Here is a 23161-nt window from a genome sequence, read left to right as displayed (position 1 = left end):
TATCAGTGCGTTTCGGTGACTTTGTTCAGGTGGCGCGGCGTGTCGGGATTGCGGCCGCGCGCGACGGCGAGATCCGCCGCCATCACGTAGAACGAAAGAATGGCGGCGATCGGGTCGAGCGCCGAATGGGCGGACTGCGCAAGCGGCAGCGTCGCGCCGGGCGTGCCGGCGGGCGCCGCGAGCAGCACGGCGGCGCCGCGGGCGCGCATGTCTGCGGCGAGCTGCAGCAGGCCGGCCTGCTCGGGCCCCGGCGGAGCGAACACGAGCAGCGGATAGTCGCGGTCGATCAGCTCCATCGGGCCGTGACGGACTTCGGCGCTCGAGAACGCCTCGGCCTGGATGCCGGACGTTTCCTTCAGCTTCAGCGCGGCTTCCTGCGCGATCGCGAGGCCCAGGCCGCGGCCGATCACGATCATCCGCTCGACACCCGCCAGCGCGGCAACGGCCTGCGACCAGTCGAGCTGGCCTGCCTGCGCGAGCACGTCGGGCAGGCCGCGCAGTGCGGTCATCAGCGCGGCGTCGCGCTGCCAGTAGGCGACGATCTGCGCGGACAGCGACAGCATCGCGATATAGCTCTTCGTCGCGGCCACCGACAGTTCGGGGCCGGCAAGCAGCGGCAACTGGTGCTCGCACGCGTCGGCGAGCGGCGACGGCAGCACGTTCACGGCGGCGACGGTGCGCGCGCCGGCTTCGCGCAGCGCGGCCATCGTATTGACGAGATCGGGGCTCTTGCCCGACTGGGAGAAGGCGATCGCGAGCTGGTCCTGCACCTTCAGCGGCGCCTGCTGCAGCGTGGCGACCGACATCGGCAGCGACGCGACCGGCACGCCGAGGCGGCTCATCGTCAGGCTCGCGAAATAGCTCGCGGCGTGATCCGAGCTGCCGCGCGCGACCGTCAGCGCGACGGCCGGCGGGTGATCGAGCAATTGGCCGGCGAGCGCTTCGACGCGCGTGGTGTCGGCAATCTGCGCGGCGACGACCTGGGCGGACTCGCGCGCTTCCTTAAGCATATTCGACAATCGATTCTCCTTCGACATAGGTCGCGGTGAGGTTCAGGTCGCGATCGAACACCGCGAGATCGGCCCATGCGCCGCGCGCGAGGCGCCCGCGATCGGCGATGCCGAGGTAGTCGGCCGCATAGCGCGACATCCGGTTCGACACGTCGTCGATCGGCAGGCCGAGCGACACGAGGTTGCGCAGCGCCTGGTCCATCGTCAGCGTGCTGCCGGCGAGCGTGCCGTCGGCCAGCCGGACGCCGCCGAGGCACTTCGTCACGTGCTGGCTGCCGAGCCGGTATTCGCCGTCGGGCATGCCCGTTGCGGACGTGCTGTCGGTCACGACGTACAGGCGCGGGATCGCGCGCAGCGCCGCACGAATCGCGCCCGGGTGCACGTGCAGCAGGTCGGGGATGATTTCCGCGTATTCGGCGTGAGCAAGCGCCGCGCCCACCAGGCCCGGGTTGCGGTGATGCAGCGGCGACATCGCGTTGAACAGGTGCGTAAAGCCGCACGCGCCGTGCTTGAGCGCGGCCACCGCGTCGTCGTAGGTCGCGAGCGAATGGCCGAGCTGCACGCGCACGCCGCGCGCGGCCATCTCGCCGATGATCTCGATGTGGCCGGCGATTTCCGGCGCGAGCGTGACGACGCGGATCGGCGCGATCGACAGGTACTTCAGCACTTCGTCGAGCACGGCCGACACGGCCGCGTCGGGCTGCGCGCCGAGCTTGCCGGGGTTGATGTACGGGCCTTCGAGGTGCACGCCGAGCACGCGCGCGCCGCCCGGCGTGCGGGTGCGCGCGACGCTGCCGAGGTTGCCGACGACTTTCATCAGTTCGTCGCGCGGCGCGGTCATCGTCGTCGCGAGCAGGCTCGTCGTGCCGTATTGCGCGTGCGTGCGGGCGATCGTCTCGATCGCGTCGCCGCCTTCCATCACGTCGGCGCCGCCGCCGCCGTGCACGTGCAGGTCAATGAAGCCGGGCAGGATGTAAGGCGCGTCGTTCTTCGCGGGATCGACGGGCGTGCCGTCGAGAGTCGTGATGCGGCCGTTCTCGCTGTCGAGCGAACCGTGAATCCAGCCGTCGGGGGTAAGGATGTTTCCAGTCAGCATGACGTTCTCTTGATGATCTGGTGACGCGGGCATCCGCGTCGTGATTTGCACATTCGTGTCGTTGCTTCACGCCTGTCGCGCGCGGGCAGTCTCGCGCGTCAGCGTTTCAGTTCGGCGACGAAGTCGTAGTAATCGTCGCGGCAATACGTTTCGCTCACTTCGATCGCGCGCTGGTCGGCACCGTAGCCGATCCGCGTGATCACCAGCAGTGCCGAGCCCGGCTTCACCGCCATCCATTTCGCGATCGCGTGGGTCGCGTTCGCCGCGCGAAAGTGCTGCAGCGCGCGCACGACGGTCATCCCGCGCGCCTCGAGGTATTCGTACAGCGACGCACCGAGCGCCAGCGGATCGGGCACCACCGCAGCCGGCAGCGTCGAGTGCTCGACGGCCATCACGATGCCGTCCGCGCGGCGCAGCCGCTCGAGCCGCGCCACCGTCGCGCCGGGCGCGAGGCCGAGACGCGTGATCTCGTCGCGGTTTGCGGCGCGCAGCGTGCGCGACAGCCACACCGAATCGGGCACGAAGCCGCGCTGCTGCATCTTCGCGGTGAAGCCGACGAGACGCGACAGCGGATCGGCGACGCGCGGCGTGATGAAGCTGCCCGCCCCGCGCGCCCGCTTGATCAGCCCCTGCTCGACCAGCAGCGCGAGTGCACGGCGGGCCGTGATCCGCGACACGCCGACCGACACCGACAGCAGCCGCTCCGACGGCAGCGCCTCGCCGGCCCGCCACGCGCCGGCGTGGATCGCGCTCGCCAGGTTGCGGGCGAGCTGCAGATAGAGCGGCGTGTCGCCGAGGGGATCGGGCGCCAGTTCGGACCAGCCGGTTTCCATGTGCCTCCGGGTGTCGGACGACGACCGCAGGCCGTCGAAAGTGAGGGCATTATATAACCACCATAATACCAGTCAACGAACTGGTATTAGCGGTGCCGAAATCGCCGAAAGCCTTGTCCGGCAAGCGGTTTAGCTCATATAAACCCTTTGTTTACAACGAGGTGCGGGATAGGGATTTACCCGGATTGGTATGCAAAGGGACAGTCCCAGTACGCGGTTCGGCCAGGTTTTGGGCACGAATACAAGACCTGAATAGAACCAGTTGAGCCGACTGGTATGCATGGGCGGCCAGGCACCGCGCGTTCGGCGGCGCGCGCCGGTTGCGTCAGTGGAATTCGCGGCTCGACGTACGCAAACCGCCGAGCAGCGGCGTCAGATCCTCGAAATGCTGCACGACGAGGTGCCTCACGTCGCTCGCGACCTGCCACACGCCGGATGCGGCGAGCAGCCGCGAATCGAGGGTTTCGCGGCGCTGCCGCGCGAGCAGTTCGGGCCGGACGATCAGGTTCACGCAGCCCGTTTCGTCCTCGAGCGTCATGAACATCACGCCTTTCGCGGTGCCCGGCATCTGCCGCGCGGTCACGAGCCCGCACGCTCTTGCGAGCCGGCCGTCGGGCCGGTCGTGCAGTTCGGCCGCGGACGACAGCCGCCGCGCGCGCAGCGCGGGCCGCAGCAGCGCGACGGGGTGGCGGTTCAGCGTGAGGCCGGTGGTGTGATAGTCGGCGAGGATGTCGTCGGCTTCCGACGGCGCGCCGAGTGCGGGCTGCTCGGGTTCGTCGATCGGCGCGGCGGCCAGCAGGTCGCGTTCGGGCGCTGCTGCAACCGCTTGCCACAGCGCATCGCGGCGGTGGCCGGCAAGTGTCGCGAGCGCGTTCGCGGCGGCGAGCGCTTCGAGGTCGCGGCGTTCGAGCTGCGCGCGGCGCGCGAGCGTGTCGACGTTGTCGAACGGGCCGGCGGCGCGTGCGGCTTCGATGCGGCGCGCGGCGGTTTCGCCGAGGCCGCGCACGAGCGACAGGCCGAGCCGCACGGCCGGCTGGCCGTGCGGCGGCAACTGGCCGGGCAGCGCTTCGAGCGATGCTTCCCAGTTGCTTTGCGTCACGTCGATCGGCAGCACCTGCACGCCGTGGCGCTTCGCGTCCTGCACGAGTTGTGACGGCGGGTAGAAACCCATCGGCTGGCTGTTCAGCAGTGCCGCGAGGAAGATCGCGGGTTCGTGGCACTTGAGCCAGCTGCTCGCGTAGGCGAGTTTCGCGAAGCTCGCCGCGTGGCTTTCGGGGAAACCGTAATCGCCGAAGCCCTTGATCTGCTCGAAGATCTGCTCGGCGAATTCAGGCGGATAGTCGCGCTCCCGCATCCCGTCGACGATCTTGCGGTGATACTGCTCGAGATTGCCCTTGCGCTTCCAGGCGGCCATCGCGCGACGCAGTTCATCAGCCTCGCCGGGTGTGAAGCCTGCCGCGATCATCGCGATCTGCATCACCTGCTCCTGGAAGATCGGCACGCCCTTCGTGCGTTCGAGCGCAGGCTTCAGGTCTTCCTTTGGATAACTGACCTTTTCGATGCCCTGACGCCGTTTCAGATAGGGGTGTACCGCCCCGCCCTGGATCGGCCCCGGCCGCACGATCGCGACCTCGATCACCAGGTCGTAATAGGTGCGCGGCCGCAGGCGCGGCAGCATCGACATCTGCGCGCGCGATTCGATCTGGAACACACCGACCGTATCGGCGCGGCAGATCATGTCGTAAGTCGCTTCATCGTCCTGCGGAATGTGCTTCAGCGTGAACGGCTCGCCGTCCGGTTCCGGCGGCCCGCGCCACGCGGTGCGCATGTCGAATGCGCGATGCAGCGCCGACAGCATGCCGAGCGCGAGCACGTCGACCTTCATCAGCTTGAGCGATTCGAGATCGTCTTTATCCCACTGAATCACTCGACGCCCATCCATCGCCGCGTTTTCAACCGGCACAAGCCGCGTGAGCTTGCCGCGACTGATCACGAACCCGCCCGAATGCTGCGACAGGTGGCGCGGAAAGTTGAGGAGCCGCGCGGCGAGTCGGGCCCATGCCTGGATGAGCGGCGTCTGCGGATCAAGCCCGATCGTCCCGAATTGTTGCAGCAGATCGCGGCTACCGTCGAACCAGCGGTGTCCCTTCGCGACACGATCGACCAGCATCGGATCGACACCGAGCGCCTTGCCGGTTTCGCGCAGCACACCACGCGGACGGTAGGTCGATACAGCGGCCGCGAGTGCGGCACGGTCGTCTCCGTATTTCTTGTAGATGTGCTGGATCACCTCTTCCCGGCGCTGATGCTCGAAGTCGACGTCGATATCGGGCGGCTCGCCACGCTCCGCGCTGATGAAGCGTTCGAACAGCATCGTGCTCTGCTCGGGATTCACTTCGGTGATGCCGAGGCAGAAGCAAACGACCGAGTTCGCCGCCGAGCCTCGCCCTTGGCACAGGATGTTCTGGCTGCGCGCGTATTTGACGATGTCGTAGACGGTCAGGAAGAACGGTTCGTAGCTCAGCTTCTCGATCAGCGCCAACTCGTAATCGATCCGCTCCTGCACGTGCCCGGGTATCTTTCCGGCGTAACGTTGAAGTGCGCCGCCCCGAGTCTCCTGCTCGAGATAACTCGTCGGCGTATGCCCCTTCGGCACGATCTCGTCGGGATACTCGTAGCGCAGCGTGTCCAGTTTGAAATCGCACGTATCGAGAATCGTGCAGGTCTCCGCGATCTCGTCCGCCGAGTACAACTGCCCGATGCGCTGTCGCAAACGCAGATGCTGTTCCGCATTCGGCGCCAGCGCATAGCCGCACTCCGAAACCGGCATGCCGACGCGGATTGCCGTCATCACGTCCTGCAGCTCCTTGCACGAGCGCCGGTGCATCGTCACGTCGCCGAGCGCAACGACACGCACCCCGCGCCGCTCAGCCGCAGCGCGAATCTCCTCGCGCTGCGCGCCGTCCAGCGCGCGCTGCAACTGCACGAGCCCGAGCCGCGCACGCTCGCCGAACGTCGCGCGAAACCACGCGACCTGCGCATCGAGCACGTCGGCCCGCACCGGGTAGGTGGGCACGAGAATCGCGAAACAGTCGGGCATGCCGCGCAAGTGCGCAAACTCCGCAGGCGGTGCCGACAGCATCCGCGACGTCAGCTTGTAAGTACCCTTCGGCGACGCCATCCGCCGCCACGAAATCAGTTCGGACAGGTTGCCGTACCCCTCGCGGTTCTGCGCGAGCAACACGAGCCCGAACGCACCGGGGCCCGGGTCGTGGCCGGGCGCGACGTCATCCGGCGTGACTTCGAAGTACGAACCGATGACGAGCGGCAGCCCTTTCGCCTTCGCCGCGACATGCATGCGCGGCGCGCCGGCGAGCGAGCATTCGTCGGTGATCGCGATTCCGCGATAGCCGAGTTCCACCGCACGTTCGACCAGTTCGTCCGCATGCGACGCGCCATGCAGGAACGAAAAGTTCGAACGGCAGAACAACTCCGCGTAATCGGGCAGCCAGCTGAATTCCGCAACCATCTCCGTTCACCCGAACAAGCCGTGCAGGAACCAGTGCGGTTCGATCCCGCCACTGCTGCTCGGCAGTTCCTGAAAAATCCAGTAGCACGCACCGGCTTCGTCCTGCGCAACGTAGTAATCGCGCGCAGCGAGCTGGCCATCGAACCATCCGGCCTCGATCCGCTCCGCCGACGACATCCTCCTCAGCGGCGTATGGAATACCGGCCGCTCGCCACGCATCAGGAGCAGCAACGGCTCGGCCAGCAGCCACGCCGGCCGCGGCGGCACCACCGGCGGCCCACTGGCCGGCTTGCCGGCCTGCGCATCGAGCGGCAGCCAGCGGTTCGCGGCCTCGGGCCGGTGATCGGCGACGGGCGCCGCGCGCAGCACGTTCTCCGCACCGAGCCGCGCGACCAGCAACTCGAACAGCCGCGCGCGCGTCTCGCGCGTGCCGCCCGGCTCGGGGAAAAGATCGTCGGCCGGCGGTGCAACCGATTCGACGCGCGTCGCCTTCAGACGCACCGCGATCACCGCGGCCGGCAACTCGACGCGCGCGAGCCGCTCGCCGAGCAGCCGCATGAAATGCGCCTCGTCACGCACGGGCGACGCGAACGCGAGCTCGAGCGGCGTCGGCGGCACGGCCTGGCGGCCGCGCTCGTGCTCGAGATCGAACGTCATCGCGGCCAGCGACAGTTGCCGCGCGGCCAGCCAGCCGCAGAGCTGCACAACGAGCCGCCGCGCGGCGAACAGCACGGCTTCCGCGTATTCGACGCGCTCCGGCAATTCGAGCCGCACGTCGAACACGGGCGGCACCGCCATCCATGCAAGCGGCTCGACCGCGTCGCCATACGCACGATCGAGCGCGGCCAGCAGCGCGGGGCCGCAACGGCGCTGCAGCCCCGCGCGCGGCAGGCCGCGCAGATCGGCGAGCGTGCGGCAGCCGAGGCCGTCGAACCAGCCCGCATACGGACGCGCATCGGGCAGCAGCACGCACGGCAGCCTGTCGAGCACGCGAACGAGCGACGCGTGGCCGGCGATGCGGCGCCGGATGCGCGCGCGGGCCGACACACGCGCGAGCAGCCACGCGCCGCCCCCGGTCGGCGCGGCGGACAGGCGCGCCGCATAGCCGAGCGCCGCGAGCGTCGCGCGCACCTGGCGGCACAGCGACGGCAGGCCGCCGAACAGCCGCAGGCTCGGGCCGACGTCGACGAGCAGCGTGGCTTCGTCGTCGAGCGCGACGCACGGCGAGAAACGCAGCAACGCGAGCGCGACCGCGCGCAGCGCATCGGCCTCGCGTGCGGGATCGCGTTCGACGAGCTGCGTCTCGGGCGCAAGCGTGAGCACGCCGCCGCGCTTCATGCCCGCGCGCACGCCCTGCCGCCGCGCGGCCGCATCGGCGATCAGCACGACACCCTGCTCGAGCACCGCACAGCCCGCGCCGCCGGCCGCTGCGTCAGACGGCGGCGGGGCGCACACGTCGAGCGGCAGGCGCGGCAGATGGATGCCGAGCAAGACGCGCATAGCGGCTCTCCACGATAGGCGACGGCAGGTCGAGCACGAGCGGCTCGCTGCGGGCGGGGCCGCGCCGCTTGACGATGTCGAGCGACACGCCGCCCGGCACCGGGTACAGCGCGACGCGCAGCACGGCCGGCGACGGTTGCCGCTCGGCCGACAGCGGGCGCAGCATCACGAACAGCGTGTCGCCCGTGCGCGCGGCCGCGAGATGCAGGCGCCGCAGCGCATCGGGACGCGCGTCCTGCCACAGCAGCAGCGCGCCGCAACAGCCGGTCTTGAGCGCCTGCTCGGCGGCCCACAGCGCATCCGTGCGGCTGCCGGCACGCAGCCACAACAGCGCGTCGGCCGGCACGCCGAGACTGGCGAGCGCAGTCGCATGCGGCGACTGCGGCGGCGCGACGAGCGCGAGTGGCCGCCGGGCGCTGACGGTGCGCGCGAGCGCGGGCGCGAGCAGCCGCATCTCGCCGCAGCCCGGCTGCGCGGCCAGCAGTTCGACGAGCCCGCCGACCGGCCAGCCACCGCCCGGCAACTCGGCCGACAGCGGTGCGAAACCGGTATCGATCGTGCGCGAACCGCCGCGCGCGAGTTGCGAACCGCGCCAAAGGGACGGATGAAGGGATTCGGGAGAAATGGAGGATGCGAGCATGACGCCACCCACAACTGTATGGATATACAGTATATGGCAATGCGCTCGCGCCGCACAGCACCGGTGCAAAACCGGTTTTCATCAGAAGAAAACGACGGAGAAACGGGCGCGGCCGTCATGTTATGCCGCACCGGAGCGGGCGCGGCCGGAACGTGTCCGAACGCGCTCCACCGCCATCCGGCCCGAGTCGCCCGGCCGGGCCCGCACGCCACTCCGCGGACGAACCGGCACGATGCAGCATCCCGCACCGCGCCGTCCCCCGTCAGCTGAGCAGCAAAGCGTCGTCGTCGAGCTGCTCGTGACGCACCTTCTCGAACATCTGCAGCAGGTCCGGCACGTCGAGCCCCTTGCGCGCGTCGCCCGACACGTCGAGCACGACCTGCCCCTGATGCAGCATCACCGTGCGATCGCCGTAGTCGAGCGCCTGCCGCATGCTGTGCGTGACCATCATCGTCGTCAGCTTGCTCTCGGCGACGATGCGTGCGGTCAGCTCCAGCACGAACGCAGCCGTCTTCGGATCGAGCGCGGCCGTGTGCTCGTCGAGCAGCAGGATCCGCGACGGCCGCAGCGACGCCATCAAGAGGCTCACCGCCTGCCGCTGGCCGCCAGACAGCAGCCCGATCCGGTCGGTCAGCCGGTTCTCGAGACCGAGGTTCAGGAGTCGCAGCTTGTCGCGGAACAGCTCGCGCGACGGCCGGTCGAGCGCAGCCCGGAAGCCGCGCCGCGCACCGCGCGCCATCGCGAGCGCCATGTTCTCCTCGATCGTCAGCGCCTCGCAGGTGCCGGCCATCGGATCCTGGAACACGCGCGCGACGAGGTGCGCGCGATCCCACGCGGCCTTGCGCGTGACGTCCGTGCCGTCGATCGAGATACGTCCCGCATCGACGGCCTGGTCGCCGCTGACCGCATTGAGGAAGGTCGACTTGCCGGCGCCGTTCGAGCCGATCACCGCAACGAACTGGCCGTCGGGAATCTCGAGCGACAGCCCGCGCAGCGCGCGCGTCTCGATCGGCGTGCCGGGATTGAACGTGAGTTTCAGGTCTTGTGCGGACAGCATGTCAGGCCCCTCCGTTCTTGCGCGCGAACAGCTTCTTGCGCGTCGCCGGCAGCACCAGCGCGATCGTGACGAGCGCGGCCGTCACGAGGTTCAGGTCCTGCGCCTTGAGCCCGATGAATTCGCTGTTCAGCGCAAGGGCGATGAAGAAGCGATAGACGATCGCGCCGAGCACGACGGCGAGCGTCGTCAGCACGAGCCGGCGCGCCGGCAGCAGCGTCTCGCCGATGATCACGGCGGCCAGCCCGATCACGATCGTGCCGATCCCCATCGAGATATCCGCGCCGCCCTGCGTCTGCGCGAACAATGCGCCTGCGAGCGCGACGAGCGCATTCGACAGCGCCATCCCGGCGAGCGTCGCGCGGCCGGTCGCGATGCCTTGTGCGCGCGCCATCCGCGGGTTCGCGCCGGTCGCGCGCATCGCGAGGCCGAGCTGCGACGAGAAGAACCAGTCGAGGCCGAGCTTCGCGACCACGACGACGATCGCGAGCAGCGCCGGGCGCAGCACGTAGTCGGGCATCCAGTCGGGCTGCAGCACGGTGAAAATGGTCGGCTCGGTGATGAGCGGCACGTTCGGCCGGCCCATGATCCGCAGGTTCACCGAATAGAGCGCGATCATCATCAGGATACTGGCGAGCAGATCCATGATCTTCAGGCGCACGTTGAGCCAGCCGGTGATGAAGCCGGCCACCGCGCCCGCGACGATCGCGATGCAGGTCGAGCTGAACGGGTCGTAGCCGGCCGAGATCAGCGTCGCGGCGACGGCGCCGCCGAGCGGAAAGCTGCCGTCGACGGTGAGGTCAGGGAAGTTGAGGATGCGAAACGAGATCAGCACCCCGAGGGCGACGAGGCTGAAGATCAGGCCGATCTCCAGGGCGCCCAGAAACGAGAACAGAGACATGATGGGGAAATCCTGTTGCTTCCCGGCCGGACGTATACGGCCGGGCGAAGCGAACGGGCGGCCCCGGGTGGGAGCCGCCCGTCCGGCGGTGTCGTTCGGGCCCGGATCGGGCCCGCAAGCGCAGCGCTCGGGCCGCGGCTTACTTGATGACCGTCTTCGCGTCCTTGAGCAGATCCGGCGACAGCGTCACGCCCTGCTTCGCGGCCGCGCCCGTGTTCGCGAACAGTTCGAGGTTGCTGCTCGTTTCCGACGCGATCGCGCCCGGCTTCTCGCCCTTCAGGATGCGCGCGACGACCTTGCCCGTCTGGCGGCCGAGGTCGCCGTAGTTGATGCCGAGCGCCGCGATGCCGCCGCGCTTCACGCTGTCGGTGTCGCCGGCGACGAGCGGAATCTTCGCTTCGTTCGCGACCTTCACGAGCGCTTCATATGCGGACACGACGTTGTTGTCGGTGTTCGTGTAGATCACGTCGACCTTGCCGATCAGGCTCTTCGCGGCCGGGCCGATGTCGACGGTACGCGGCGCAGCGGCTTCCTTCAGCGTCATCCCCTGCTTCGCGAGGATCTCCTTGAGCGCCTTCACGACGACGACCGAGTTCGCCTCGCCCGGGTTGTAGACCATGCCGACCGTCTTCGCATTCGGCACGACGCGCTTGATCAGCGCAACCTGGCGATCGAGCGGCAGCTTGTCGGACACGCCCGTCACGTTGGTGCCCGACGGGCCCCAGCCCTTCACGAGCTGCGCGGCGACCGGATCGGTCACGCCCGAATAGACGACCGGCACGCTCTTCGTCGACGCGACCACCGCCTGCGCGGCCGGCGTCGCGATCGCGACGATCACGTCGGGCTGGTCGCCGACGAACTTGCGCGCGATCTGCGCGGCCGTGCCCGTGTTGCCCTGTGCGCTCTGGTATTCCCACTTGAGCTTGTCGTCGCCGTAGCCTTCCGCCTTCAGCTCGGCGCGCACACCGTCGCGGATCGCATCGAGCGCCGGGTGATCGACGATCGACAGCACCTTGACGGTCTGTGCGTGCGCGGCACCGGCCAGCGCGAGTGCGGCCACGCCGGCCGTGATCGAACGGATCGCGAAAGTCTTGAAACGCTTCATGGGTGTGTCTCCCCCGTATTGTGTCGGTTCTGGATGATGGATTCCCGCCGCCGTCGTGCGGGCGCCGCCACGCGTGCAACGCAGTGGCAGCCGGCCCGTGCGCGCCCCGGGAAGGCGTGCAGCGGCGAACGCACGAGGATACCATTTCCGCAGACCACCGCCTGACTCCGCGCTTTCGCATCACGCCCCGGATCGCAGCGCCCGCCGAAGCCCACGAACGCGCGCGAAGCCCGGCCGGCGGCGGTTCCCGCCGGCCCCGGCGCAACGCGTCAGCCGCGCTGACGGCTTTACGTTATGCTGTCGGCCGACCCAGTCCACGCCATCGGAGGGCACATGAAACGGGGGATCCGAGCCATCGCATTCGCAGCCGTTGCAGTGGTGCTGCCGGGCGCGGCATTCGCGCTGACCGACGGCAATGCGCAATACGACGACTGCATGCTCAATGCGCTGCGCGAAAGCCGCAACGGGGCGGCGGCCCAGCTGATCCAGCGCTCGTGCGACGCGCTGTACCGCAACAACGCGATGCTGCTGCCGCGCGAGCGGCGCTTTCACGAGTGCGTCGTGCAGTCGCTGCCGGGCGTGCGCGACAACTATGCGATCCAGCAGATCATGTCGATCTGCTCGCGGCGCGGCGAGATGTGAGCGGACGGCGGACGTGCACCGATATGAAAAAAGGGGCTGCGCGATGTTTGCAGCAACACCGCACAGCGCGCCCGTCAGGTCGTAGGCAAACTCGGTGAGCAGTCAGTCGTAGAGCCAGCGTCCCGCTTTTGCCGATGCGATCAGCATTCGAACCTTCAGATCCGGAACACGATGGATCACTCTTTTCTTAAATGGATTGATCAAGTCAAAAAACGAAGAATCGTCTTCCGGATAATATTTTTTATATCAAACCCGCTTATATCAACATTAAATTTCACCGAATACTCCCGCATCAGATCCTCGACCTCACAATCATCAAAATTCAAGTCCAGATCAAAATCGGTACTTTCCGTTATCTCATCAGCCATGAATGATATAGAGAATCCGGATTTTTCCTTACAAACTCAATCACTCTTTTCTCAAGATCTACCATAGCCTATCCTCCCCTCTCGCAACTCTATTGTAGTGAGCCACCGCCTTGCCGGAAATAATATAAATATCGCTTGCAAGAATTACCCAGCCCAGCACGGGGATCGTTCTTCCTACAAAGGTACCGATGTTTCGAACCAACCTGATTTTCAAATTTCGTACGGGACCGCCCACCATTGTTGGCAATTTCAAACCAAACGGGAATTGAGCCTTTTGAAAAACTCTTCTCGCCCAACTGATTCATCGTTTCGTCGACCATGATCCAGAAGAACAACTCTTCCGCGGTCAGATTGATCATCCCGTAATAACTGCAAGTCCCACTCGATTTCTCGACAGCACCCATTCAGCGTCCTCGCGTGTGATTTTTAACACTGCTTTTTAGTCTAACGAAGACATACGGTTATTGCGCCGACATACCCTGCCGATTTGTTGTCCGATCGCTCCGCAACGACGCTGGAGCCTCACGCGAAATAGATCGTTATTTGGCTCGGCGTGAACAGTGACGGGGCGCAACGGGACACCAAAGAGAGAGCGTGCATGTCGATGCTGAATTCGAGCGACGGCGCATACGTTCCATACCAGCGTGACGAACCGTTACCAAACGGCTTTTATCAATGAACTTCAATGCAATTGAAATGTGTAACTTCGCGCTGCCCCTGAATCTCGAAAGCACACCGATCGCACATAAAAAAGGCCTGCACACGTGCAGGCCTTCGTTCGGTCACCCGATCGCGTTCAGAACGACGCGACCATCGAGCCCTTGAACTGCTTCTTGATGAACTCCCTCACTTCCGGCGACTGGTACGCCTTGACCAGCTTCTTCACCCACGGCTGATCCTTGTCCTTCGCGCGCACGGCGATCAGGTTCGCATACGGGCTCGTCAGCGCTTCCAGCGCGATCGCGTCCTTGGTCGGCTGCAGGTTCGCGGCGAGCGCGTAGTTCGTGTTGATCACGGCCGCGTCGACGTCCGACAGCACGCGCGGCAGTTGCGCGGCGTCGAGTTCGGAGATCTTCAGCTTCTTCGGGTTCTCGACGATGTCGAGCACCGTCGCGTTGTTGCCGCCCGTGCCGGCGCCCGCCTTCAGCTTGATCACGCCTTGCGTCTGCAGCAGCAGCAGCGCGCGGTTCTCGTTCGACGGATCGTTCGGCACCGCGAGCTTCGCGCCTTGCGGCAGGTCCTTCAGCGCCTTGAACTTCTTCGAGTACACGCCCATCGGCGAGATGTAGGTCAGGCCCGCGCTGACGATCTTGTAGCCGCGCTGCTTCACCTGGCTGTCGAGGTAGGGCTGGTGCTGGAAGCTGTTCGCGTCGAGGTCGCCCGAGTCGAGCGCCGCGTTCGGCTGCACGTAGTCGTTGAACTCGATGACCTTCACGTTCAGGCCTTCCTTCTCCTTCGCGACCTTCTGCACGAGTTGCCACACTTCCGAATCCGGGCCGGCGACCGTGCCGACCTTGATCACCTTGTCTTCGGCGTGCGCGCCTGCCGACAGCGTCAGCGCTGCACCGGTGGCCAGCACGGAAAATACCTTCAGGAGACTGCGACGCTTCATCTGTTTCTCGCTTGCTTGCTTACTAAAAATGGGGCGCGATACGGGTATGCCCCGACTCGCAGGAAGGGGCAAATGGTGTCACAGGATCGGCGGGAAGTGAAATACATCCCGCTCATATGGGTATGCACCGCAGCGGTGCTGGCAGAGGTTGCGCGACTCGGCGGTTAGTTGCGTTTATGCGAGTTGCGCATCAGCCTGAGCGCGTCACGCCACCGCCGCCCGAACGGCCGCCTTCGTGTCGAATGCAGGTTCGACCGCCTGCCCGCCGACCCGGAACGCGCCAACCGTGTCGCGCAGCCGCGCGGCCTGTTCCTGCAGCGACGCGGCGGCCGCGGCGGCCTCCTCGACGAGCGCCGCGTTCTGCTGCGTCACCTGGTCCATCTGCGTGACCGCGCGCCCGACCTGCGTGATGCCGCTCGCCTGCTCCTCGGACGCCGCCGCGATCTCGCCCATGATGTCGGTCACGCGTGCGACGGCCTGCAGGATCTCGCCCATCGTCGTGCCGGCCTGGCCGACCAACGTCGACCCGTTGCGCACGCGCTCGACCGAATCGACGATCAGCTCGCGGATCTCCTTCGAGGCCGTCGCGCTGCGCTGCGCAAGCGAGCGCACTTCGCCCGCGACCACCGCGAAGCCGCGGCCCTGCTCGCCGGCGCGCGCGGCTTCGACTGCCGCATTCAGTGCGAGGATGTTGGTCTGGAATGCGATGCCTTCGATCACGCCGATGATGTCGGCAATCTTGCGCGAGCTGTCGTCGATCTCGCCCATCGTGCCGATCACGCGGTTCACGACGTCGCTCCCCGTGCGCGCGATCTCCGATGCGCTGTTCGCAAGCCCGCTCGCCTGCCGCGCGTTGTCGGCGTTCTGCTTCACCGTCGCGGTCAGCTGCTCCATGCTCGCGGCGGTTTCTTCCAGCGACGCGGCCTGCTCCTCGGTGCGCTGCGACAGGTCGTCGTTGCCGGCCGAGATCTGGCGGCTCGCCGACGCGATCGATCCGGCCGACTGCCGAATCCCGCCGATCGTCGCCTGCAGCCGTGCCTGCATGTCGTGCATCGCGGCCATCATGCTCGTGCGGTCGCCCGCACGCACGGGCACCGGCTGCGTCAGGTCGCCCTGCGCGATGCGCGCCGCGAGCGCGGCCGCTTCGTCGGGCTCGCCGCCGAGGCTGCTGCGCACGTTGCGGATGATCACCAGCATCGCCGCGCTGATCACGAAGCCGATCACGAACACGACCAGAAGGTGGCCGAGCAGCGTCCGGTAATAGATGGTGTCGATGTCCTTCAGGAAGACGCCGCTCGAGATGTTCCAGTCCCAGGGCGTGAAGCGCGTGACGTAGCTGATCTTCGGCACGGCGGTCTCGCTGTGCGGCAGGCGCCCGCGGTATTCGGCGAAGCCGCTGCCGGTTTCCTTCGCCGCGTTCAGGATCGTGACGAACAGCGGCTTGCCGTCCGGGTCGAGATAGTCGCCGACCTGCGTGCCGACCAGCTTCGGCAGCGTCGGATGCATCAGCACGACCGGTTTCGAGTCCATCACGAACACGTAGCCCGAATCGCCGTAGCGCATCGCGGCGAGGCTCGCGAGCGCGTCGCGCTTCGCATCGGCCTCGGGCAGCGTGCCGCCCTGCGCGAGTGCGTGATACGCCGTCACGATGCCGGCCGCCGAGTCGACGAGATTCGCGATGCCTGCCTTGCGTTCGGCGAGCATCGTCGCGCGCGTCTCGTACGCACTCCATGCGCCGACGCCCAGGAGCCCGATCCATACCAGCGCAAGCGCGAGCCACAGCTTGCGGTTCAAACTCATTCTGCTCATCTGCGTGCCTTTGTCGATGTCGATGCGCGCGCTGCGCGCGAACGGCCTGCCGCGCGCAAACGCTTGCCCATTTATTTACGGCACCGAGGCTTACAACTTGAATACGAACCGGCGCTCGGCATGCCCCCTCGCCCCGCACGCAACCGCCGGCGCGACAGCCCGCATACGCTGTGCTAAAAAGACCGGCTGGCCGGCGCGCAAAGCGCCGGCGCCATTCCGGGGGCCATCCATGTACGTCATCGACATCCACTACACCGCATCGCTCGAGCGCATCGACGATGCGCTCGAACGCCATCGCGCCTTTCTGCAGCCGCAGTTCGACAAGGGCATCTTCATCGCAGCGGGACCGAAGGTGCCGCGCGAAGGCGGCGTGATCCTCGCGGCCCGCATCGATCGCGACGAGCTGGACGCGATCCTGAAGACCGATCCGTTCGTCACCGAGGGGCTCGCCACGTATCGCGTGACGGAATTCCGGATCACGCGTGCCGCATCCGGCTTCAACGTACCCGCGCTGCCGTAACGCGACACCTGCGCGATGCGCGCGCAGGCCGATACGCCGCCCGACAGGCGGCGCATGCAAACAACGAGGAGAGCGGGAAAGCGTGACGGCGCGTGGCGGCCGTCACGAGATCGCCGGGCCGGGCGCCCGGCGTCGGCCGGTCAGTCGACCAGCAGCTTCAGGTCGTGGACCCACGGGCCGGGGCCCTGGCCGTCGCGCACGAACAGGCGCAGCTTGCCGTCGCGGTCGAACACGTAGCTCGCGGCGGTGTGATCCATCGTGTAGCTGCCGGGCGTCTTGCCGGGCACCTTCGCGTAGTACACGCGGAAATCCTTCGTGACCTTCTTCAGCGCCGCTTCGTCGGCCGGCCGCAGCCCGATGAACGACGGATCGAACGCGGGCACGTACTGGCCGAGCAGCGCCGGCGTGTCACGCTCCGGATCGACGGTGACGAACAGCACCTGCACGCGTTTCGCCGCATCGGGCCCGAGCTGCTTCAACGCTTCGGACAGCTCGGCCATCGTCGTCGGGCACACGTCCGGGCAGTGCGTATAGCCGAAGAACATCACGACGGCACGGCCCTTGAAGTCGGCGAGCGTGCGCACCTTGCCGGCCGTATCGGGCAGCGAGAAGTCGCTGCCGAACTGCGTGTTGCCGGTGATGTCGAGATTCTGGAATTTCGGCGCGTTGTCGCATCCGGCGAGCAGCAGCGCTGCCGTGAATGCGCATGCGAGCATCCAGCCTTGGCGCGCGCGGCGCCCGAACCGTGATTGGAGCATTGCGTTCAAACCGTGCGGTTACACGCCGAGCAGCGGGCGTGCATAGTGATCGACGAGCAGCGCGGCGAACAGCAGCGACAGGTAGACGATCGAGTAGCGGAAGGCCTTGCGGGCGAGTTCGTCCGAATAGTCGCGATGGATCTTCCATGCATACGCGAGGAACACCGCGCCGAGCAGCACCGCGCTCGTCAGGTAGACGGCCCCGCTCATCCCGGAGATGAACGGCATCAGCGTGACCGCGAACAGGATCACCGTGTACAGCAGGATGTGCAGCCGCGTGAACTTCTCGCCGTGCGTGACGGGCAGCATCGGCAGCCCCGCGTTCTCGTAATCCTTGCGGCGATAGAGCGCGAGCACCCAGAAATGCGGCGGCGTCCACACGAAGATGATCAGCACGAGGATCCACGCGTCGCCCGGCACCGCGCCGGTGACCGCGGCCCAGCCGAGCGCCGGCGGCATCGCACCCGATGCGCCGCCGATCACGATGTTCTGCGGCGTCATCGGCTTGAGCAGCAGCGTGTAGATCACTGCGTAGCCGACGAAGGTGGCGATCGTCAGCCACATCGTCAGCGGGTTCGTGAACGTATAGAGCGTCCATGCGCCGACACTGCCGAGCACGGCCGAGAACACCAGGATCTGCGGGGTCGTGATCTCGCCGCGCGCAGACGGGCGCCACGCGGTACGGCGCATCATCGCGTCGATCTTCTGTTCGACGAGGCAGTTGATCGCGAACGCGGCGCCGGCCAGCAGCCAGATGCCGACCGTGCCGCCGATCAGCACATGCCACGGCACCATGCCCGGCGTCGCGAGGAACATGCCGATCACCGCGCAGAACACCGCGAGCTGCGTGACACGCGGCTTCGTCAGCGCCATGTACTGCGAAAACCGGCTACCGGGCGATTGGGAAAGGGTACTTTGCATGGGGGCGGTCACGCCGGGGCGGCGTCGCGCGCAGGCTGCGCGACACGGCCGGGGCGGCTTGAAAGGATGCGAAAGTTTAACATGACGACGAGCAGCAGCAGGATCGCGGCCCCGCCGTTGTGCGCAACGGCGACCGGCAGCGGCCACTGCAGCACGATGTTGGTCAGGCCCGTCACGAACTGCAGCAGGACGACCAGCAGCACGCCGTTCGCGGGCCGCCGCAGCGATTCGAAGCGGCGCATCTTCAGCGCGAACGCGACCAGGTACGCGACCACGACGAACGCGAACGTGCGGTGCGTCCAGTGGATCGCGACCAGCGCGTCCTGCGTGATCGCCTCACCGTCCTTCGTCATCCCGAGCGCGCGCCACAGGTGGAAGCCGTGCTGGAAGTCCATCGGCGGGATCCACTGGCCGTTGCAGGTCGGGAAGTCGGTACACGCGAGCACCGCGTAGTTGGTGCTCACCCAGCCGCCGAGCGCGATCTGCACGACCAGCAGCACGAGCGCCGCGAGCGCGGCCGCGCGATAGCGGCCGGCTTCCGGGTCGTACGACGGCAGCGGCGTCTGCCGCGCCGCGAGCCAGCCGAGCGTGCCGAGCAGCGTGAGGCCGAGCAGCAGGTGGATCGTGACGATCACCGGCTGCAGCTTCATCGTGACCGTCCATGCGCCGAACGCGCCCTGCACGAGGATCAGCAGCAGCAGGCTCGTCGGCCACCACGGCGACACGTGCAGCGGGCGGCGGCGCAGCCGCGCGGACCACGCGATCACGACCTGCGCGATGATCAGCACGCCGATCGCCATCGCGAAATAGCGGTGGATCATCTCGATCCACGCCTTCGTCATGCTGACGGGGCCCGTCGGCATCGCCTGGTGCGCGGCCGAGATCGCGGCGTGCGCGACGAACGGCGACGACGTGCCGTAGCAGCCGGGCCAGTCGGGGCAGCCGAGCCCCGAATCGGTCAGCCGCGTGAAGCCGCCGAACATCACGAGGTCGAGCGTCAGGAAGGTGGTGATCCACACCAGCTTGCGAAACTTGTTGTCGTCGGCCTTCACCCACACGTACGACAGCGGCAGCAGCGCGATGCAGAAGCCGATCAGGCCGAGTTGCACTAGATACGACATCGGTTCATTGCCTCTCGCGTTGCCTTAGCCGATGCTCGACCACTTCAGCAGCTTCGTCACGTCCGACTTGATCTTGCTGGGGTTCGGATCCTTCGGGAAGCGCATCATCAGGTTGCCGTTCGGGTCGACCATGTAGATGTGGTCGCTGTCCTTCGTGCCCGCGTCGGCCGGCAGCCACGCGGCCACCGCGGCCGGGTCGGCGACGAGCCGGCGCGTCTCCGGGTACGCATCCAGCACCTTCTGCGGCGTCGCGCCTGCATCGCTGCGCAGCCACACCATCGTGAGCCGGTGCCGCTCGCCCGCCTGCGTGACGCGGATCTGGCGCATGAAATAGAGCTTCTTCGCGCACGCTTCGTCGCACGCGCTGCGGTCGGTCATCACGAACAGCCACACGCCGCGCAGCGACGACAGCGGCACGGTCTTGCCGGTTTCGTCGGTCACCTGCAGATCCGCGGGGATCGGACGCTGCGGCTCGATCAGCGTGCCGTAGTTGGTCGAGCCGCCCTTCGGCTTGATCACGTAATAGGTGAAGTACGACGCGATCATCGGTGCAGCGCACACGAGACCCAGCAGCACGAGCATCCAGCGGCCGCGCTTGCGGGCCGCCTGCGACATCGGCGCAGCGGCCGGACCCTGACGGGAAGATTGCATGGACAAATCAGACCTCTCGAAACGAACCCGCGGCGCCGGCGCCGCGTCCTGGCATGGCACTCACGCGCCGGCCGACTTCTTCGCCGCACGCCTCGCGGCATACAGGCCGAAGCCGAGCGCGGCCGCCGCCATCGCCCACCACTGAAACATGTAACCGTAATTGCGCTCGACGCCGGTCGTCGCCGCCGGCCAGTCGCGCACGAGCTTGTCACCGTCGTCGCTCGTCTGCTGGATCACGAACGGCTGCAGCGGCAGCCCCGTTTCCTTCGCATACGCGGCGACGTCCAGGTTCTGCCGGATCTTCTGGTGCGCGGCCGACCCGCCTTCGCCGAGCTCGAACGCGCGCGACGCGTCGGCGCGCGCGATGCCCACGATCTCGACGTCGCCTGCGGGCGTCGCGAACGGCTCGATCGCCGTGCGATCGGCGATATTGCGCGGCAGCCAGCCGCGGTTCACGAGCACGACGCCGCCGCCCGTGAGTTTAAACGGCATCACGACGTAAAAACCCGGCTGGTCGTTATACGGCCGATTGTCGAGGAACACGGCCTGGTCGGGCAGGAAACGGCCCGTCGCACGCACGCGATGAAACTCGATCGACGCGAGCGGAATCGGTTGCGCGCCGACGTCGACGGGTGCCGCCTGCTCGTAGCGCTCGATGCTCGCCTGCAGCGCTTCCTTCTGGTGCGCGCGGTCGCGCTGCCAGAAACCGAGACGGATCGTAACCGCGACGACGACGAGAATCAGCAGCGCAGGCAGCCAGCGAATCTTCATCATGCCGCCCGTCCGGCGCATGCCCGAAAGCGAAGTGCGATAATTATCCTCTTCCTTTCGAATTGCCGTCGTCCGGTTCGTGTCATGCACATACTCGTTCCCATCGCCTTCGTCCTCATCATTGCCAGCATGGGCTCGGCGCTCTACTTCATGATGCACGACCGCGGCCACACGAAACGCATGGTCTGGTCGCTCGCCACCCGCGTCGGGCTGTCGGTGTCGCTGTTCCTGCTCATCCTGATCGCGAACGGGATGGGCTGGATCCATTCGACCGGCCTGCCGATCGGGCGTTGATCGATTTGCTGCCGCGGCCGCTGTGACCACTGTGACATTTCGCCGCACGGCCACGGCACCAAGCAAAAGCGCCGCCTGACTGAGTCGCGGCGGCGCCAGGGTGGTGAAGGCCGGCAATCGCGCTGCCCGGCCGACCCAATGAAAACGGCCCGCGCATTGCTGCGCGGGCCGTTGTTCCATTTACAGCCAGTAGACGACGACGTACAGGCCGAGCCAGACGACGTCGACGAAGTGCCAGTACCACGCGGCGCCTTCGAATGCGAAATGATGATCGGGCTTGAAGTGGCCGCGGATCATCCGCACCAGCACCACCGCGAGCATCGTGCCGCCGAGGAACACGTGGAAGCCGTGGAAGCCGGTCAGCAGGAAGAACGTCGAACCGTACACGCCCGAGTTCAGCGTCAGGTTCAGTTCGTTGTACGCGTGGTAGTACTCGAAGCCCTGCAGGAACAGGAAGCAGATACCGAACGCGAGCGTCGCGGCCAGCCATGCGATCGCCTTCTTGCGATGATCGTCACGCAGCGCGTGGTGCGAGATCGTCAGCGTCACGCCGGACGACAGCAGGAATGCGGTGTTCAGCGTCGGGATCGGCCACGGGCCCATCGTCTTGAAGTGACCGGCGAGCGCGGCGGGGCCTTCGTTCGGCCACACGGCGGAGAAATCCGGCCAGATCAGCTTGTAGTCGAGGCTGCCGAGCTGGTGCAGCGCGATTTCACGGGCATAGAACAGCGCGCCGAAGAACGCGCCGAAGAACATGACTTCCGAGAAGATGAACCAGCTCATGCTCCAGCGGTACGACTTGTCGACGTTCTTGCCGTAATGACCGCCTTCCGATTCGGCGATCGCATCGCCGAACCAGTGATACAGCGTGAAGAGCAACCAAAGCAGGCCGAGCAGCGCCGTAAACGGCGCCCAGTCGTGACCGTTGATCCACAGCGCTGTCGATCCGAGCATGACCAGCAGGCCGATGGCCGCGCTGATCGGATGCTGCGACGGATGCGGCACGAAATAGTACGGGGTCTGGTTTTGACCGCTCATGCTTGATTCTCCACTTCAGTCCAATTTGTGTACCGGAAACCGCTCCGGCTTTATTTCTTGCGCGGCGTGACCACCACCGCTCCTTCCTGCACGCGGCGCCGTGGCGCCACGCACTGCATTCTTTCGTGGCCGCGGGCTTCAGCCCACGACGGCACGCACGATCAGGATCAGCACACCGATGAACACACCGGCCGCCAGCAGCGCGACGATCAGTACGTGCAGCGGATTCAGCTGCGTCGCGTCGGCTTCCAGGTCGCGCCGCTTGCGTACCCCGAAGAACGACCACAGCACCGCTTTCAGCGCCTGGCCAAACGACCCGCCCCGCTTGCCCTCCGTCATCGCCCCGCCTCCGTCGTCATGCGTCCGGCTTCGCCGCGCCCTGCGCCGCGGTCTTGCCCGGCGCGGGCGCCGGCGTGGCCGGCGTATTCAGCTCGAAGAACGTGTACGACAGCGTGATCGTCTTCACGTCCTTCGGCAGTTTCGGATCGATCACGAACACCACCGGCATCTTGCGCGATTCGTTCGCGGCCAGCGTCTGCTGCGTAAAGCAAAAGCACTCGATCTTCTTGAAAAACTCCGTCGCCTGCTTCGGCGCGTAGCTCGGAATCGCCTGCGCAACGACCGGCCGGCCCTGCCCGTTCGTCACGTCGTATACGATCGTCGTCAGCTCACCCGGATGCACGTCGAGACTGTTGTGCTCCGGCTTGAAACCGAGCGGGCCGCGCGCGTTCGCATCGAACTCGACCGATACCGTGCGGCTGGTGTCGACCTGCGAGTTCTTCACCTCGCGCTCGCTGACATCGCGCTGCACCAGGTTGTTGATGCCGGTGATCTGGCAGATCGCCCGATACATCGGGATCAGCGCGAAGCCGAAACCGAACATCAGCCCGGCCACGACGAAGAGCTTCACCAGCATCGAACGATTGAACGCGCGATCGACGGCGCCCTCTTCCGGCTTCGACATACGACAACTTCCTCGCTACTGCGT

General features: G+C 66.7%; 22 protein-coding genes and 2 pseudogenes. 3 read left to right on the top strand and 21 right to left on the bottom strand.

Annotated elements, in window-relative coordinates; translation table 11 throughout:
* Positions 1–2 precede the first annotated feature (2 nt).
* The 9 genes from B7G54_RS28980 to B7G54_RS28940 all read right to left on the bottom strand — a co-directional run bounded on the left by B7G54_RS28980 (position 3) and on the right by B7G54_RS28940 (position 11668).
* Complete coding sequence (locus B7G54_RS28980) at positions 3–1010, bottom strand: SIS domain-containing protein (RefSeq protein WP_085042153.1); 1008 nt, start codon at positions 1008–1010, stop codon at positions 3–5.
* Positions 1003–2106 (bottom strand): N-acetylglucosamine-6-phosphate deacetylase, encoded by a 1104-nt coding sequence (gene nagA, locus B7G54_RS28975; RefSeq protein WP_085042152.1) that lies wholly within the window; start codon positions 2104–2106, stop codon positions 1003–1005. The genes B7G54_RS28980 and nagA overlap by 8 nt, the downstream gene beginning before the upstream one ends.
* Before the next feature lie 98 nt (positions 2107–2204).
* A complete protein-coding gene (locus B7G54_RS28970) occupies positions 2205–2939 on the bottom strand; it encodes a GntR family transcriptional regulator (protein WP_085042151.1) in 735 nt (244 codons plus the stop codon).
* Between the two features lie 325 nt (positions 2940–3264).
* The gene (locus B7G54_RS28965; protein ID WP_085042150.1) at positions 3265–6468 is read right to left on the bottom strand and encodes an error-prone DNA polymerase; all 3204 of its coding nucleotides are present in this window, start codon (positions 6466–6468) and stop codon (positions 3265–3267) included.
* Positions 6469–6474: 6 nt separating this feature from the next.
* Positions 6475–7968: a Y-family DNA polymerase gene (locus B7G54_RS28960; protein ID WP_085042149.1), complete on the bottom strand. Its 1494-nt coding sequence runs from the start codon at positions 7966–7968 to the stop codon at positions 6475–6477.
* The gene (imuA, locus tag B7G54_RS28955; protein ID WP_085042148.1) at positions 7901–8608 is read right to left on the bottom strand and encodes a translesion DNA synthesis-associated protein ImuA; all 708 of its coding nucleotides are present in this window, start codon (positions 8606–8608) and stop codon (positions 7901–7903) included. The genes B7G54_RS28960 and imuA overlap by 68 nt, the downstream gene beginning before the upstream one ends.
* 262 nt (positions 8609–8870) lie before the next feature.
* Entirely contained in the window at positions 8871–9665 is a 795-nt protein-coding gene (locus B7G54_RS28950) for an ABC transporter ATP-binding protein (protein ID WP_085042147.1), read from the bottom strand.
* 1 nt (position 9666) lies between these two features.
* Complete coding sequence (locus B7G54_RS28945; RefSeq protein ID WP_039346181.1) at positions 9667–10563, bottom strand: ABC transporter permease; 897 nt, start codon at positions 10561–10563, stop codon at positions 9667–9669.
* Between the two features lie 139 nt (positions 10564–10702).
* On the bottom strand, positions 10703–11668 hold the full coding sequence (locus tag B7G54_RS28940; RefSeq protein ID WP_085042146.1) for an ABC transporter substrate-binding protein: 966 nt from the start codon (positions 11666–11668) through the stop codon (positions 10703–10705).
* Between the two features lie 333 nt (positions 11669–12001).
* Here B7G54_RS28940 and B7G54_RS28935 point away from each other — a divergent pair, with 333 nt between their 5' ends.
* Positions 12002–12310 carry a VF_A0006 family four-cysteine protein gene (locus B7G54_RS28935; protein WP_085042145.1) on the top strand — a complete coding sequence of 103 codons (309 nt, stop codon included), beginning with the start codon at positions 12002–12004 and terminating at the stop codon, positions 12308–12310.
* A 102-nt stretch (positions 12311–12412) separates the two neighbouring features.
* Here B7G54_RS28935 and B7G54_RS40255 read toward each other — a convergent pair.
* The 4 genes and pseudogenes from B7G54_RS40255 to B7G54_RS28915 form a co-directional block, all read right to left on the bottom strand.
* Positions 12413–12678 (bottom strand): annotated as a pseudogene (locus tag B7G54_RS40255) (DUF1493 family protein).
* 58 nt (positions 12679–12736) lie between these two features.
* A pseudogene (locus B7G54_RS28925) lies at positions 12737–13037 on the bottom strand (STM2901 family protein).
* Positions 13038–13474: 437 nt separating this feature from the next.
* Positions 13475–14290, bottom strand: coding sequence for a MetQ/NlpA family ABC transporter substrate-binding protein (locus B7G54_RS28920; protein ID WP_085042144.1), 816 nt, complete (start codon positions 14288–14290; stop codon positions 13475–13477).
* Positions 14291–14494: 204 nt separating this feature from the next.
* The gene (locus B7G54_RS28915; protein ID WP_085042143.1) at positions 14495–16099 is read right to left on the bottom strand and encodes a methyl-accepting chemotaxis protein; all 1605 of its coding nucleotides are present in this window, start codon (positions 16097–16099) and stop codon (positions 14495–14497) included.
* A gap of 229 nt (positions 16100–16328) precedes the next feature.
* On the opposite strand from B7G54_RS28915, the gene B7G54_RS28910 reads away from it, so the two are divergent.
* Entirely contained in the window at positions 16329–16619 is a 291-nt protein-coding gene (locus B7G54_RS28910; RefSeq protein ID WP_039346187.1) for a YciI family protein, read from the top strand.
* A gap of 140 nt (positions 16620–16759) precedes the next feature.
* Here B7G54_RS28910 and B7G54_RS28905 read toward each other — a convergent pair whose 3' ends face one another.
* Genes B7G54_RS28905 through B7G54_RS28885 form a run of 5 tightly spaced genes read right to left on the bottom strand, consistent with a single transcriptional unit; the run spans position 16760 to position 20841 of the window.
* A complete protein-coding gene (locus tag B7G54_RS28905; RefSeq protein WP_046544363.1) occupies positions 16760–17377 on the bottom strand; it encodes an SCO family protein in 618 nt (205 codons plus the stop codon).
* An 18-nt stretch (positions 17378–17395) separates the two neighbouring features.
* Positions 17396–18298, bottom strand: a complete 903-nt coding sequence (gene cyoE, locus B7G54_RS28900; RefSeq protein ID WP_085042142.1) for a heme o synthase — start codon at positions 18296–18298, stop codon at positions 17396–17398.
* An 8-nt stretch (positions 18299–18306) separates the two neighbouring features.
* Positions 18307–19419, bottom strand: a complete 1113-nt coding sequence (locus B7G54_RS28895; protein WP_085042141.1) for a COX15/CtaA family protein — start codon at positions 19417–19419, stop codon at positions 18307–18309.
* 24 nt (positions 19420–19443) lie between these two features.
* Positions 19444–20070 (bottom strand): SCO family protein, encoded by a 627-nt coding sequence (locus B7G54_RS28890; RefSeq protein ID WP_085042140.1) that lies wholly within the window; start codon positions 20068–20070, stop codon positions 19444–19446.
* Positions 20071–20130: 60 nt separating this feature from the next.
* Entirely contained in the window at positions 20131–20841 is a 711-nt protein-coding gene (locus B7G54_RS28885; protein WP_244289444.1) for an SURF1 family protein, read from the bottom strand.
* A gap of 84 nt (positions 20842–20925) precedes the next feature.
* Here B7G54_RS28885 and B7G54_RS28880 point away from each other — a divergent pair, with 84 nt between their 5' ends.
* Positions 20926–21135 (top strand): twin transmembrane helix small protein, encoded by a 210-nt coding sequence (locus B7G54_RS28880; RefSeq protein WP_043187227.1) that lies wholly within the window; start codon positions 20926–20928, stop codon positions 21133–21135.
* A 180-nt stretch (positions 21136–21315) separates the two neighbouring features.
* Here B7G54_RS28880 and B7G54_RS28875 read toward each other — a convergent pair whose 3' ends face one another.
* The 3 genes from B7G54_RS28875 to B7G54_RS28865 form a co-directional block, all read right to left on the bottom strand.
* Entirely contained in the window at positions 21316–22173 is an 858-nt protein-coding gene (locus tag B7G54_RS28875) for a cytochrome c oxidase subunit 3 (protein WP_011353274.1), read from the bottom strand.
* Positions 22174–22311: 138 nt separating this feature from the next.
* The gene (locus B7G54_RS28870) at positions 22312–22512 is read right to left on the bottom strand and encodes a DUF2970 domain-containing protein (RefSeq protein ID WP_085042138.1); all 201 of its coding nucleotides are present in this window, start codon (positions 22510–22512) and stop codon (positions 22312–22314) included.
* Positions 22513–22528: 16 nt separating this feature from the next.
* Positions 22529–23137 carry a cytochrome c oxidase assembly protein gene (locus tag B7G54_RS28865; protein ID WP_011353276.1) on the bottom strand — a complete coding sequence of 203 codons (609 nt, stop codon included), beginning with the start codon at positions 23135–23137 and terminating at the stop codon, positions 22529–22531.
* Positions 23138–23161 lie beyond the last annotated feature (24 nt).

It is taken from the genome of Burkholderia puraquae, assembly GCF_002099195.1.
GTDB lineage: Bacteria > Pseudomonadota > Gammaproteobacteria > Burkholderiales > Burkholderiaceae > Burkholderia > Burkholderia puraquae.
The sequence above is the reverse complement of the archived record's forward strand: the minus strand, read 5'-3'. Positions and strand labels throughout refer to the sequence as shown.

Excerpts from the sequence above, each read along its gene's own strand:
- B7G54_RS28875 (WP_011353274.1), bottom strand. The coding sequence starts at position 22,173 with ATGAGCGGTCAAAACCAGACCCCGTACTATTTCGTGCCGCATCCGTCG.
- B7G54_RS28940 (WP_085042146.1), bottom strand. The coding sequence starts at position 11,668 with ATGAAGCGTTTCAAGACTTTCGCGATCCGTTCGATCACGGCCGGCGTG.
- B7G54_RS28935 (WP_085042145.1), top strand. The coding sequence starts at position 12,002 with ATGAAACGGGGGATCCGAGCCATCGCATTCGCAGCCGTTGCAGTGGTG.
- B7G54_RS28870 (WP_085042138.1), bottom strand. The coding sequence starts at position 22,512 with ATGACGGAGGGCAAGCGGGGCGGGTCGTTTGGCCAGGCGCTGAAAGCG.
- B7G54_RS28950 (WP_085042147.1), bottom strand. The coding sequence starts at position 9,665 with ATGCTGTCCGCACAAGACCTGAAACTCACGTTCAATCCCGGCACGCCG.
- B7G54_RS28980 (WP_085042153.1), bottom strand. The coding sequence starts at position 1,010 with ATGCTTAAGGAAGCGCGCGAGTCCGCCCAGGTCGTCGCCGCGCAGATT.
- B7G54_RS28945 (WP_039346181.1), bottom strand. The coding sequence starts at position 10,563 with ATGTCTCTGTTCTCGTTTCTGGGCGCCCTGGAGATCGGCCTGATCTTC.
- B7G54_RS28965 (WP_085042150.1), bottom strand. The coding sequence starts at position 6,468 with ATGGTTGCGGAATTCAGCTGGCTGCCCGATTACGCGGAGTTGTTCTGC.
- B7G54_RS28960 (WP_085042149.1), bottom strand. The coding sequence starts at position 7,968 with ATGCGCGTCTTGCTCGGCATCCATCTGCCGCGCCTGCCGCTCGACGTG.
- B7G54_RS28885 (WP_244289444.1), bottom strand. The coding sequence starts at position 20,841 with ATGAAGATTCGCTGGCTGCCTGCGCTGCTGATTCTCGTCGTCGTCGCG.
- nagA (WP_085042152.1), bottom strand. The coding sequence starts at position 2,106 with ATGCTGACTGGAAACATCCTTACCCCCGACGGCTGGATTCACGGTTCG.
- B7G54_RS28890 (WP_085042140.1), bottom strand. The coding sequence starts at position 20,070 with ATGCAATCTTCCCGTCAGGGTCCGGCCGCTGCGCCGATGTCGCAGGCG.
- B7G54_RS28970 (WP_085042151.1), bottom strand. The coding sequence starts at position 2,939 with ATGGAAACCGGCTGGTCCGAACTGGCGCCCGATCCCCTCGGCGACACG.
- imuA (WP_085042148.1), bottom strand. The coding sequence starts at position 8,608 with ATGCTCGCATCCTCCATTTCTCCCGAATCCCTTCATCCGTCCCTTTGG.
- B7G54_RS28895 (WP_085042141.1), bottom strand. The coding sequence starts at position 19,419 with ATGTCGTATCTAGTGCAACTCGGCCTGATCGGCTTCTGCATCGCGCTG.
- B7G54_RS28920 (WP_085042144.1), bottom strand. The coding sequence starts at position 14,290 with ATGAAGCGTCGCAGTCTCCTGAAGGTATTTTCCGTGCTGGCCACCGGT.
- B7G54_RS28865 (WP_011353276.1), bottom strand. The coding sequence starts at position 23,137 with ATGTCGAAGCCGGAAGAGGGCGCCGTCGATCGCGCGTTCAATCGTTCG.
- B7G54_RS28915 (WP_085042143.1), bottom strand. The coding sequence starts at position 16,099 with ATGAGCAGAATGAGTTTGAACCGCAAGCTGTGGCTCGCGCTTGCGCTG.
- cyoE (WP_085042142.1), bottom strand. The coding sequence starts at position 18,298 with ATGCAAAGTACCCTTTCCCAATCGCCCGGTAGCCGGTTTTCGCAGTAC.
- B7G54_RS28880 (WP_043187227.1), top strand. The coding sequence starts at position 20,926 with ATGCACATACTCGTTCCCATCGCCTTCGTCCTCATCATTGCCAGCATG.
- B7G54_RS28905 (WP_046544363.1), bottom strand. The coding sequence starts at position 17,377 with ATGCTCCAATCACGGTTCGGGCGCCGCGCGCGCCAAGGCTGGATGCTC.
- B7G54_RS28910 (WP_039346187.1), top strand. The coding sequence starts at position 16,329 with ATGTACGTCATCGACATCCACTACACCGCATCGCTCGAGCGCATCGAC.